Source organism: Vibrio sp. FF145 (genome assembly GCF_041439075.1).
Lineage (GTDB): Bacteria > Pseudomonadota > Gammaproteobacteria > Enterobacterales > Vibrionaceae > Vibrio > Vibrio tasmaniensis_A.
The window spans coordinates 1-11,801 of the sequence record NZ_JBGONH010000083.1 but is presented as its reverse complement, the minus strand read 5'-3'; the positions used below and the strand labels follow the sequence as shown (position 1 = coordinate 11,801).

Sequence of the window (11,801 nt, the reverse complement as noted above, 5' to 3'; positions counted from 1 at the left end):
CGTTAGTGATTGTACTCACTTAACTCAGTGTCCAAAACTTCTGGTGCGGATCACTGTTGATGGGTTGCAAAAGACGCTTGAATCTAGCTATCAAAAAATCAAAGAAGACCTATCAAATTTAAATGCTGCTGTCGTAAAATCTAAGGAGAACCAAGAGAAAACTCTACAGTCTTTCGACGATGATTTTAATAAGCAAAAACAAGAATTTTTTGCCACGGCGGAATCACAAAAGAAAGCTATTCTTGATAAAATATCTTCGCTACTTCCTTCCGCTATGACAGCTGGTCTATCGGCCGCTTATGCAGACAAAATTAAGGTTGAACAAGAGCAGCTTATAAAACACGAATCATCTTTTAAATGGGCAATTGTCGGACTAATCATTTGTTCATCAATACCAGTTGCTTTCACACTCATTCGTGTAATGTTCTTCAAAGAAGATTTTTCGCAAGTGTTTGATGAAGCGCCCAGTTTGTTTTCAATGATGTTACCACTTTACGCTCCAATACTTTGGGTCGCGTACTCCTCTAATAAAAGTTATAAACTTAGTAAAAGGTTAATTGAGGAATATACGCACAAAGAAGTTTCTAGTAGAACATTTGAAGGTTTATCAACTCAAATTTCTAGCATTGGAGAAGATGATACTAGCGGTGAGCTCAGAACTAGACTGCTATTTAATCTACTTCAGGTGAATAGTGAAAACCCTGGCAAACTCATTTCTGATTATAATAATTCAGATCATCCAATAATTGACGCTATTGATAAGAGTTCTAAGTTAGCAGACTCTATTAAAAAGCTAGATAATGTACCTGTGGTTAGCCAATTGTTAAAACACTTAAGCGCCAGAGAGCAGGCTAAAGTTGACGAAAAAATTAAAGAGTCAAAAGCAATTTTAGAAGCTCAATTAAAGGATTCAAACGAAGAAAATCATGAATCTAAAAGACAATTAGATAGTTGAGAAAAAGTAGATTTAATGTTGTGTGAGCCCTATAAAGTTTTAGCTCAAGAGTATTTATATCGACTTCAAACACATTAGTCACTTTGACCAGTAGTGTAGCTTCATCCTGTACTTTAATTGGTCAATGAACCTAAATAGCTGCCAATACTCAGTCTGAACATTGGCAGCTTTTAAGTATAGAAATGAGAGTAGGTGTATCAACCCTACTCAGGCAACAGATAGCGCGTGCTTCGGCCACCAGAACCAGATTTGACTAAGCAGCCATGCTCAATCAAAGAGTTCAAATGACGTGTTGCAGTGGCACTACTCACCTTTGCTACTTTCTGATATTGGCTGGCATTGATACCTTCTGAAAAATCACCATCGAGCATCCTATTCAGCACTTTTACTTGTTCTGCCGTAAGCTTTGTTTGGTCGATGCTGCGCCAATAGTTGGTCTTATATACAGTTTGATCAACCTCAGCGAAAACGCCTGTAAACGTCTCATCTAACGTATCTAAGAACCACATCAACCATTCGCTAATATCGAGTCCACCTTTCTGGGTTCGCTCCAATATCTCGTAGTAATGCTTGCGGTTAGCGAGAATCCCCACCGACATCGCATAGAAACGTACCGACTGCTTCTCTGCTTGTGCTAAAGCCAAGTCGGTCAACAATCGAGTAATACGGCCATTACCATCATCTAACGGGTGTAAAGTGATAAACCAAAGGTGGGTTATCGCAGCTCTAAGTAAGGGATCGAGTGTAGCGTCGGTAAGTGAATCATTGAACCATGTGATAAACGCATCTAACTCAGCATCAAGAATGTCTCGGCTAGGTGCTTCAAAATGTACGGTCGGACGGTCAATTCTTCCCGATACCACTTGCATGGGAGTATCACCTCTTAGCTGACCTCCGACTACAGGGTTAAACATGGTGTAACCTTGAGGAAACAGTCTATCGTGCCAATGTAAAATCCGATCAAGCGCTAGTGGCTCTGTTAGGTTCTGCACCGCATCCAACATAATTTCAGCCAGGCCATCGGTTTGTTCTGTCGTAGGAAAAGGTCGATCTTCACTGACACCGAGTTTATTGGCTAAAGAAGATCGGACCGAGAAAGCATTAAGCTTTTCTCCCTCAATCGCACTGGAATGGACTATGTTCGCTAATAAGGTGTCGAGCATGGTTTGGGATTGATCCGCAGACTGTGAGGCAATCTTGCCCAATAGAATGCCCTGATTAAGCCGTACTTCTCTTAACCTCACGCCTATTTTCTGATTATCCCAAACAAAGTTTGGCCAATTATCTTGCTGCCAAATCCACATATTACGCCCCATGATGCGAAAGTATCACTTATTCAACTCATACTATGAGCTGTTTAAGGTAATTATTCAACTCACATTATGAGCTGAATAATCAGATAATCGCATCACAGAGATAAGAAAGACAGCTCCTCGAAACCCAAAAGTCTATTCACTCACCGCGAACACATCGCAACGTGAGGCGCAGATGAAGTCATTTTTGTGCAGGCCTTTGATTGAGTGGCTCCACCAAGTGACAGTCACTTTGCCCCACTCCAATAAGATCGAAGGATGATGGAACTCTTCTTCTGCCAGTTCTGACACTTTATTGCTGAATGCCCATGCTTGTTTGTAGTTCTTAAATTTAAACACCTTCTCAAGCTGCGGGATGCCGTCTCTTTCCATGATCTGCCAGTCAGACAGCTCCAACAGTAAAGATTGTTGTTCATCTTTACTTAGGGCAATCGCTTCGATACTGCAGGCTTCGCATTTTTGTTCATTCAACATGTGTTGGTTCCTTGGGTTCAAAAAGTGGTGGTAGCAACCCCGCATCGATGGCGAGATCAGCTTGCTGTAATAGGTTTTCCTGACTGATTTGGAAGAGCTCAGACAGCTCGTCGATCACGTAATATTTCGGCTGCATGATGTCGATACGATAAGGAGTTCTTAACACCGTTTGCAGATCGAACCGCTCACGAACCGCCAAATCACCACCCAATGCATACATGGTTTCCGCCGGAGACGAGAGAATACCACCGCCATAAATTTTCAGTTTTTGTCCCTCTTTTACTAAACCGAACTCAACCGTAAACCAATACAAACGGGCAAGATAGGCGCGCTGTTTAGATGTGGCGGCTTGGCCTAGTTTTCCATAATGCTCAGTGAAAGCCGCGAAATCGGCATTGGTGAGCATGGCACAGTGGCCGAAAATTTCATGAAAGAAATCAGGTTCTTGTAAGTAATCGAACTCGTCTCGCGTTCTCAGAAATGTCGCAACTGGGAATTTCTTGTTGGCGAGCAAATCAAAGAATCGGTCGAAATCGATCAATGCAGGCACAGGCTGAACTTGCCAACCTGTTGTTTCCATTAGCACCTTGTTTATCTCTGGAAGCTGAGGGACTCTGTCTAATGGCAGATCCAGCAGGGTCAAACCGTGCAAATAAGCATCGCATGCGCGGTCATTAATGACGTCCAGTTGCCTTTTCACTAAGTCGTGCCAAATGGCGTCTTCTACGAGGCTCCACTCAACCCATCCCTCTTGGCTCACGGGCTTAGAATGATATTGAGTCATTACACACCTCCTTTCGAATGTCTCACTTTAAGCCTATCTCCACTCCTTATATCCGCCAATTTGCACGATTTTTCGAAACGGGCGATCGTGTAACATTTTATTTACACAATTCCAGCTACCCCTTATTTTGCTGATCTTTTGACTTTGTAAAACCTAAATACCAGACTGAAATCGTTAACATTTTGTTAAAGGTAAAGGAATGCACGAGAGCAATAAGCCAATTTGGCAACCCAGTGACCAGCGTATCGCACACGCCAACGTAACCCGATTTATGGATAACCTCGATCAACAAGACATATTCGAGCGGAAATTGAAAAACTACACGGAGCTTCATCAATGGTCTGTGGAGCAACCGGAGTCGTTTTGGCAGAACGTGTGGCAGTTTTGTGGAATGGTGGGTTCGCAAGACTGTATTAACAAGGCAGAAAGCGAGCACATCAAAACTCTAGGTGAAAGTCGCTGGCAGCAGCCGAAATCGAATCGCGATGCGGTGTGGTTTCCGAATGCTCAAGTTAACTACGCCGAAAACTTGCTGCACTCATCAAAAACGTTACCAAACGAGCTTGCGATTTGGTTTGAGAATGAGCGTGGCGAGCATCAAAGCTACACATGGCAAAACTTGTGTAAGGAAGTATCTAACGTTCAACAATGGCTCGTAGATTGTGGCGTGCAACAGGGTGATGTAGTCGCCGCTTATACCCCTTATCTTCCTCAAACCGTGATTGCGATGTTGGCAACCACCAGCTTAGGGGCGATTTGGACATCGACCTCGCCTGATTTTGGCGTCGAGAGCGTGATTGAGCGCTTTGGCCAAGTGAAACCTAAGGTGCTTTTCACCTGTGACGGCTACACCTTCAATGGCAAGACGTTCGATATGACGGACAAAAACCGTGAAATCATCGAACACTTAAACGAATTAAAACAGGTGTGTCAGATCGGCTATTTAAAGAACAATGATTTTGAGCATGACGTGTCACTCCAAAACTGGCACAGCATCATCAATCAGTATCAACCAAAAACTCTTCGATTTACTCGTGTCGGCTTCAATGAACCTCTGTTTGTACTCTACTCTTCTGGCACCACCGGCAAGCCAAAATGTATTGTGCATTCTGTTGGCGGCACCATCATCAACCACCTAAAAGAGCATCAGCTTCATTGCGATATTAAACCGAGAGATCGCGTGTTCTACTACACCACTTGTGGTTGGATGATGTGGAACTGGCACGTCTCTGCGCTCGCCAGCGGTGCTTGTTTGGTGATCTTTGATGGTAGCCCGGTTTATCCGCAACCTAGCGTTCTGTGGGATTTAGCGCAGCGAGCTGATGTATCGACATTTGGCACCTCAGCCAAGTACCTAGAAGCGATTGAGAAAGCGGAACTCTCACCGATCGACAGCCACTCTCTTCCCCACTTAAGAACACTGTGCTCGACGGGTTCAGTGCTCTACCCTGAGCAATTCGATTACGTCTACAAACACATCAAGCAAGACCTACATTTGGCGTCTATTTCTGGCGGCACGGATATTTGTGGCTGCTTTGTTTTAGGCAACCCTATCTCGCCGGTGTATCGTGGTGAGTGCCAACAGGCAGGGCTCGGCGTCGACATCAAGGTGTTCAATTCGTCTGGTCACAAGGTTAATCATGAACGTGGCGAACTGGTGTGTACCAACTCCCTACCCAACTTCCCTGTTGGCTTCTGGAATGACACCGGAGAGCGCTATCACAGCACCTATTGGGATAGGTTCGATAATGTGTGGCATCACGGCGATGAAGTCGCACAGAGCGTTCATGGTGGCTATCTGTTCTACGGGCGAGGCGACACCACACTCAACCCTGGTGGTGTGCGAATTGGTACTGCCGAGATCTACCAGCAAGTGAACACTATTGAAGGCATTGTGGATTCGATAGCCGTCGGCAAAGACATCGACCGCAACGAGCAGATATGGCTGTTTGTCCAACTGCAGCAAGATGTGAGTCTAGATGAAACGTTACTGACAGCCATCAAAAGTAAACTCAAATCATCTTGCTCACCAAGGCATGTGCCAAGCCAGATATTTGCGATCAGCGATGTGCCAAAAACACGCTCAGGCAAGTTGGTGGAATTGGCGGTGAAACAGGTTGTAAATGGTAAGGATGTAGAAAACCTCGGGGCAATTGCTAACGCCGAGGTTTTGGAAGAAATAAAGCGCGTTGTTTCGCTTTAGCTTTAGCCTTAGAAAGTGGCTAACTATCTCCAATTTTCACTTGGCTGTCAGATAACATCTAGAGTAAAGGCAGCCGATTGAAAACTAAATCGAAGCCACTCTTTGAGCTCATGAACCCTCTCATCTGTTTGGCTTCGTGCCTTTTCTAAAGATCTTAATGCGATCTGAACGTCATATTTAAAACAAAATTTGAAAATTAATCATTTTATAGCCAGAGATAATATTCACTAAAGACGAATCATTTATACAAAAAAAGAGTCCACTACTGGATTGTATCCAAGCTTATGGATATTTAATCGAATTACAATAACTCCCGTTTCCACAGCTCCATTTCTAGTGAAATGATAATTTGATAGCTATCACATTTAGAACAGTTATTTTCCCATACTATCTCGGCATGTTAATTACTTAAGAGTAATTAAAAAAACTAGTCACTCCTATTAATAAGCTTGAATTTAATTAGAAACAAGCGGTTAATCCCTACGTAAAATAAATAAAATCATTATTAAATGATCGGAGACATTATCATGCGCATAGTATTAGCTTTAGGCGGTAACGCTCTTTTAGCAAGAGGCCAAGCATTAACGGCTGAGAACCAACGTGAAAATATAATCAAATCAGCGGCGAGTATTGCTGCGATAGCACGCGAGCATGAAATTGTTATCGTTCATGGTAATGGCCCACAAGTAGGTTTGTTGATGGAACAAAACGCGGCTTATAGCGAATATTCGCCAGAGACGACACCATACCCAATGGATGTACTCGGCTCTCAAACCTGTGGCATGGTGGGCTACATGTTACAACAAGAGCTCAGAAACATTGACCCTGAATTAGACGTAGCGACGCTAGTCACGCAAACTGAAGTATGCAAAAAAGACCCTGCGTTTACTAACCCGACTAAATTTGTTGGCCCTGTATATACAGAGCAACGAGCTAAAGAGTTAATGGCTCAAAGCACAATGCAGTTTAAAGCTGATGGCGAGTACTACCGACGCGTTGTGCCTTCTCCTATGCCAAAAAGCATTGTTGAAATTCAGCAAATTGAAACTCTTCTAGATACAGAAAATCTTGTTATCGCTTGTGGCGGCGGCGGTGTTCCCGTGAGTATTGAACAGGGTAAGAGTACTGGCGTAGAGTGCGTCATTGACAAAGATCTTACGGCCGAACTACTCGCTGAAAAAATCCATGCCGACTTATTTATTATCTTAACCGATGGTTCGATTTTCCGTAACTATGGTAAAGAAGACCAAGCAGAAATGAAGCAAGCAACGCCTGCTGGTTTAGCAGAATTTTCATTCCCTGCCGGTTCTATGGGACCAAAAATTGATGCCGTTTGTAAATTCGTTGAAGCTGGCTTGGGTAATGCGGCGATTGGTTCATTATTTGATTTAGATAAAATAATCACCAATGAAGCTGGCACTCTGATAACGAAAGGCGAAGGTATTGTTTATTACTAATATTATCGAGCAATAAATACTACTAATATAAAATCTATTACAAGCCTCTTATTTAATTATAATGAGGCTTATTTTATTAGGACCGTTTAATGCTAGATGAGATAAATATTCATAAAATTGGAAATTAAACCTGAAAATAATGAATAAATAATATATTTAAATATACCAAAGCGTAATTATAACGAGACTTCATCCAAATAATGTTTCCAGTTCATTAAAAAACAATTCAATACGTTCACATCGGTGCATTCGCATCCGCTTGGTTCTCTGGCATCGCATCGATAAAAGCGGGCAACTGATTACACGCTTCGACAATCGAATTAATTAGCGGATAAGGCGACATATCAACGCCAAAGCGCAGCGCGTTATACACCTGCGGCACCAAGCAGATATCGACAATACAGGGAGAACCCGAGAAGCTATACACCGAGTCGCCATGTGCTTTCCTGTGCTTCGCTAACTTCTCTTCTAGTGCACTGAAGCCTTGACTCATCCAATAGTGAAGCCAATCCATTTTTACCTCTTGCTCGCACGACAATTCCCGCTCCAAATACTGCAGCACACGCAGGTTATTCAGAGGATGAATTTCCATCGCGATATCCTGAGCCATTGCCAACGCTTGATAGCGCAGTGGTGTTTGCTCTGGAATCAACAAGGTGTTTGGGCTGCTCTCACACAAATAGCTTTCGTCCAAGTATTGCAAAATCGTCAGCGACTGATTGAGTTGAACGTCACCATCCACCAGCACAGGCACTAACTCACTGGCATTGAGTTCGCGATATTGTGGTTCATGCTGCTCGCCGCCATTACGCACCAAATGCACCGATTTCGACTCATAGTTTAGCTGTTTTAGGTTCAATCCGATACGCACTCGATAGGCTGCAGATGAGCGCCAGTAACCGTAAAGTATAATGTTCTTGTTCACGATGCTCTCGCTCATACTGAAATCCTATTACGTAGATTATAACGCCCGATACTGGCTCACTTTTTGGTCTATCGCGCCAAAAATAGAATTACCCGCCACATCGAACATCTCAAGCTTGATCGAGTCACCAAACGACATGAATTGAGTCGAAGGCTTACCATCGCGAATCGTCTCTATCATGCGAACTTCAGCTATGCATGAATAACCCACACCGCCCTCGGTAATTGAGGTGCCATGGTCAGTGCCTTGCTTATTGGAAACCGTGCCAGAGCCAATGATTGCACCTGCTGACAATGGGCGAGTCTTCGCGGCATGCACCACTAGCTCTGCAAAGTTGAAAGTCATATCTATTCCGGCATTCGGACAACCAAAAGGCTGGTCGTTGTAGGTCGATATCAGCGGTAAATGCACCTTGCTGCCTTTCCACTGTTCACCAAGCTCGTCAGGTGTGACTGCGACCGGAGAGAACGCCGAAGACGGTTTAGACTGGAAGAAGCCAAAGCCTTTCGCGAGCTCAGCCGGAATCAAGCCGCGCAGCGACACATCGTTCACCAACATCAGTAATCGAATCGACTCGTGCGCCTGTTTAGCACTTGCACCCATTGGCACGTCACCGGTCACAATCGCGACCTCACCTTCGAAATCGATGCCCCATTCGTCGCTGGCAAATTCGATGTTGTCACGAGGGCCGATAAACGCGTCTGAGCCGCCTTGATACATTAATGGATCGACCCAGAAGCTTTCTGGCATTTCAGCACCACGTGCTTTACGCACCAATTCAACGTGGTTTACATAAGCGCTGCCATCAGCCCATTGATAAGCACGTGGCAGAGGCGATTCACAATACTGAGGTGCAAACACTTCACAGCCTGTCACATGCCCGTTGTTTAACGAGGTGTATAACTCTTCTAACTGAGAAGCCACGCTGTCCCAGTTATCCAATGCTACCTGCATGGTTGGCGCTAGATGCATCGCATGGAAAATTTCGGTGGCAGCTACACATTGTTTAAGATCTTTACTTACGACCATCAATAGACCGTCGCGAGTGCCATTTTTCTTGGTTGCTAATTTCATCCTTGTCCCTTACTTCTTATCGTCAGCCATGGTTTGAGAACCTGTCTCTTGCAAACCCGTGTCTTGCCAACTGTAGACATATTCTTTGTTCTCAACGCTATCGAGTTCATCAGAGAACTGCAGCGCGTGGCGAGTATCGATCATCACCGCCACTTCGTCGGTAAACTTCTTCTTATGCGCCTGACCTGCCTTAAAGGCTTTAGGGTGAGGTCCATGAGTGAAGCCTGCTGGATGGAAAGTCACCATGCCCGCTTCAATATTGTCACGGCTAAAAAAGTCACCAGCGTGATAGAAGAGTACTTCGTCGTAGTCGTCATTGTTATGGTAAAACGGCACTTTCAATGCACCGGGGTCGCTCTCAATCGGGCGTGGTACAAAGGTGCACACTACAAAGCCTGCGCCAACAAACGTCGTATGCGCAGATGGTGGCAAGTGGTAGCGATGTGACATCAGCGGTCTGATATCGCGCCAATTCACTTTCACCACCGCTAAGTCGCCATGCCAGCCAATTGCATCCAATGGATTGAACGGATAGGTGATCACGCTGACTTTGTCGTGGCGCTTCACCTGAACCTGAGTCTGGTTTTCAGAATACTGATCGCGAAATTGATCATTGATTGAAGGAATGTCGAGCACCGCAGGATCAAACACCGCGTGATTACCGACCATGCCTTTCTCTGGCAAGGAGTAAGCCGCGTCTGTGTTCTCAATCATCAAGATAAACATCGGCTCGCTTGGCTCTAAACGCCAGTTGGTCGAGCGCGGGATCATCACGTAATCCCCTTCACTCACCGCTAGATGACCATAGTCACAATAGAGATCGGCGCTGCCTTGATGAATGAACAGCAGCTCATCGCCATCGGAGTTACGCACCAAGAAATCCATCTTCTCATCCATTCGCCACACACGAATTTTGCAGTCCGCATTGTGCAAAAGATGAGGCACCGCCCAAGGGGTTATCTGGCTGGCTTTTTCCACCAGCGTAAAATCAAAAGCGCGAGGACGTAAATCGCCCTCCCACTCCGACCAACCTGTTGGGGCATGTTGGTGATGAAAGTGAGCAGCAGGGCCGAAGAAACCACTTCGACCCGCCTCTCGCTCATAGATTGCCTCTTCGGGAAAATCGGCGTGCGCTTGTTTAGAGCACACCCCTTCCCGATGAGGAAACGAGATCCATTTATGCATCGTCTAATACTCCTCGACGAATCTGGTCCTCTTCAATCGATTCAAACAGCGCCTTGAAGTTACCTTCGCCAAAGCCTTCATTGCCTTTGCGCTGAATGATTTCAAAGAACACAGGCCCAATTACCGTCTGTGTGAAAATTTGCAGCAAGATGCCGTCTTTGGTCGGCGCGCCATCAATCAGAACACGCAGGTCGCGCAGCAAATCAGTGTCTTCCCCGTGGCCTTTCACACGATCGTCAACTTTCTCATAGTAGGTATCAGGGGTTGGCATAAAGTCCATACCGCGATCACGCAGAGTCTTCACGGTTTTGTAGATGTCATCCGTTGCGAGTGCGATGTGTTGGATACCTTCGCCGTTGTATTCGCGAATAAACTCTTCGATTTGTGATTTGTCGTCGGAAGACTCATTGATAGGGATACGGATTTTGCCACACGGTGAGGTCATGGCGCGGCTCACAAGGCCTGTCAGCTTGCCTTCAATGTCGAAGTAACGAATCTCGCGGAAGTTACCAAGACGCTCATAGAACCCAGACCACACATCCATATTGCCTTGCTTAACGTTGTGCGTGAGGTGGTCGATTTCATACAAACCAACATTGGCTTCGGCCATGCGCTGTACCGCATCGTCATAGAATCGGAAGTCGACGTCGTAGATACTCTGCTTGCCATAACGATCCACAAAATAGAGCAGGCTTTCACCGATGCCGTAAATGGCAGGAATGCTCAGTTCCATCGGCCCTATTTCTGTCTTGTACTCTTCACCGCCGCCCTTAAACGCTTGCTCCATTGCAGCGGTTGCTTCATTGACACGAAAAGCCATGCCACAGACCGATGGCCCATGCACTTTAGCGAACGCTTCCGCTTGGCTGTGAGGCTGTTCATTGACGATAAAGTTGATGTCACCTTGTCGATACAGCCAAGCCTCTTTTGAGCGGTGCTTGGCGATCTCAGCAAAACCAAGTGACACAAACAGCGCTTTAAGTTGCTCAATTCCCTTGTGGTCAACGGCCGTGTATTCAACAAACTCGAATCCATCCGTGCCAAGCGGGTTGTATGACTCCACCATGAACTTTCTCCTTGTACCTATTGGTTTTGTGTTGTGTATTTTTTGTCCTTAATTAAATTTGGCCCACAAGCCGAGATAATGGAATGGGTGGAGGAAAATGGGCAATTACGATGAAACCCTGTCAATTTGTAAAATATTTGTTACACACAAATCATCAAGACAAGAAAGTGAGTTCTATCAAGGGATTGAAAGATGGTTGTTTGATTTACAGCAGAGTAAGAGATGTTACTGAATTGTTACATGCATCCTTTTATCAGCTAAGGTAATAAATCGAACATTAGACTGATGATGCAAAAAAGCCGCTGTAGTCAGCTAACACTGATCATTTAAGCATTTTCCTGATCAGTTGAACGATCCTACAGATG

10 protein-coding genes and 1 pseudogene are annotated in these 11,801 nt (G+C 45.0%); 4 read left to right on the top strand and 7 right to left on the bottom strand.

Going from position 1 to position 11,801, the window contains the following annotated elements; genetic code table 11:
- Positions 1-955 (top strand): annotated as a pseudogene (locus tag ACED42_RS20860) (hypothetical protein); the annotation flags it as partial.
- A 203-nt stretch (positions 956-1,158) separates the two neighbouring features.
- Here ACED42_RS20860 and ACED42_RS20855 read toward each other — a convergent pair.
- The 3 genes from ACED42_RS20855 to phhA form a co-directional block, all read right to left on the bottom strand.
- Complete coding sequence (locus ACED42_RS20855; RefSeq protein ID WP_371703986.1) at positions 1,159-2,259, bottom strand: Fic family protein; 1,101 nt, start codon at positions 2,257-2,259, stop codon at positions 1,159-1,161.
- A gap of 144 nt (positions 2,260-2,403) precedes the next feature.
- Positions 2,404-2,742: a 4a-hydroxytetrahydrobiopterin dehydratase gene (locus ACED42_RS20850; protein WP_041473194.1), complete on the bottom strand. Its 339-nt coding sequence runs from the start codon at positions 2,740-2,742 to the stop codon at positions 2,404-2,406.
- The gene (gene phhA / locus ACED42_RS20845; protein ID WP_017102224.1) at positions 2,732-3,526 is read right to left on the bottom strand and encodes a phenylalanine 4-monooxygenase; all 795 of its coding nucleotides are present in this window, start codon (positions 3,524-3,526) and stop codon (positions 2,732-2,734) included. The genes ACED42_RS20850 and phhA overlap by 11 nt, the downstream gene beginning before the upstream one ends.
- 199 nt (positions 3,527-3,725) lie before the next feature.
- On the opposite strand from phhA, the gene ACED42_RS20840 reads away from it, so the two are divergent.
- Positions 3,726-5,729, top strand: coding sequence for an acetoacetate--CoA ligase (locus ACED42_RS20840; RefSeq protein WP_371703984.1), 2,004 nt, complete (start codon positions 3,726-3,728; stop codon positions 5,727-5,729).
- 527 nt (positions 5,730-6,256) lie between these two features.
- Entirely contained in the window at positions 6,257-7,186 is a 930-nt protein-coding gene (locus ACED42_RS20835; protein WP_371703982.1) for a carbamate kinase, read from the top strand.
- Between the two features lie 235 nt (positions 7,187-7,421).
- On the opposite strand, the gene maiA is transcribed toward ACED42_RS20835, so the two are convergent.
- Genes maiA through hppD form a run of 4 tightly spaced genes read right to left on the bottom strand, consistent with a single transcriptional unit; the run spans position 7,422 to position 11,436 of the window.
- A complete protein-coding gene (maiA, locus tag ACED42_RS20830; RefSeq protein WP_371703980.1) occupies positions 7,422-8,126 on the bottom strand; it encodes a maleylacetoacetate isomerase in 705 nt (234 codons plus the stop codon).
- A gap of 21 nt (positions 8,127-8,147) precedes the next feature.
- A complete protein-coding gene (locus ACED42_RS20825; protein WP_371703979.1) occupies positions 8,148-9,185 on the bottom strand; it encodes a fumarylacetoacetate hydrolase family protein in 1,038 nt (345 codons plus the stop codon).
- A 9-nt stretch (positions 9,186-9,194) separates the two neighbouring features.
- Positions 9,195-10,370: a homogentisate 1,2-dioxygenase gene (locus ACED42_RS20820; protein ID WP_269335310.1), complete on the bottom strand. Its 1,176-nt coding sequence runs from the start codon at positions 10,368-10,370 to the stop codon at positions 9,195-9,197.
- Positions 10,363-11,436, bottom strand: coding sequence for a 4-hydroxyphenylpyruvate dioxygenase (gene hppD, locus ACED42_RS20815; RefSeq protein ID WP_371703977.1), 1,074 nt, complete (start codon positions 11,434-11,436; stop codon positions 10,363-10,365). The genes ACED42_RS20820 and hppD overlap by 8 nt, the downstream gene beginning before the upstream one ends.
- An 83-nt stretch (positions 11,437-11,519) precedes the next feature.
- Here hppD and ACED42_RS20810 point away from each other — a divergent pair, with 83 nt between their 5' ends.
- Positions 11,520-11,702: a hypothetical protein gene (locus ACED42_RS20810; protein ID WP_371703975.1), complete on the top strand. Its 183-nt coding sequence runs from the start codon at positions 11,520-11,522 to the stop codon at positions 11,700-11,702.
- Positions 11,703-11,801: the final 99 nt, after the last annotated feature.

Bases quoted from the DNA above. Each gene is read 5' to 3' on its own strand.
- ACED42_RS20855 (WP_371703986.1), bottom strand. From the start codon at position 2,259: ATGTGGATTTGGCAGCAAGATAATTGGCCAAACTTTGTTTGGGATAAT.
- ACED42_RS20850 (WP_041473194.1), bottom strand. From the start codon at position 2,742: ATGTTGAATGAACAAAAATGCGAAGCCTGCAGTATCGAAGCGATTGCC.
- phhA (WP_017102224.1), bottom strand. From the start codon at position 3,526: ATGACTCAATATCATTCTAAGCCCGTGAGCCAAGAGGGATGGGTTGAG.
- ACED42_RS20840 (WP_371703984.1), top strand. From the start codon at position 3,726: ATGCACGAGAGCAATAAGCCAATTTGGCAACCCAGTGACCAGCGTATC.
- ACED42_RS20835 (WP_371703982.1), top strand. From the start codon at position 6,257: ATGCGCATAGTATTAGCTTTAGGCGGTAACGCTCTTTTAGCAAGAGGC.
- maiA (WP_371703980.1), bottom strand. From the start codon at position 8,126: ATGAGCGAGAGCATCGTGAACAAGAACATTATACTTTACGGTTACTGG.
- ACED42_RS20825 (WP_371703979.1), bottom strand. From the start codon at position 9,185: ATGAAATTAGCAACCAAGAAAAATGGCACTCGCGACGGTCTATTGATG.
- ACED42_RS20820 (WP_269335310.1), bottom strand. From the start codon at position 10,370: ATGCATAAATGGATCTCGTTTCCTCATCGGGAAGGGGTGTGCTCTAAA.
- hppD (WP_371703977.1), bottom strand. From the start codon at position 11,436: ATGGTGGAGTCATACAACCCGCTTGGCACGGATGGATTCGAGTTTGTT.
- ACED42_RS20810 (WP_371703975.1), top strand. From the start codon at position 11,520: ATGGGTGGAGGAAAATGGGCAATTACGATGAAACCCTGTCAATTTGTA.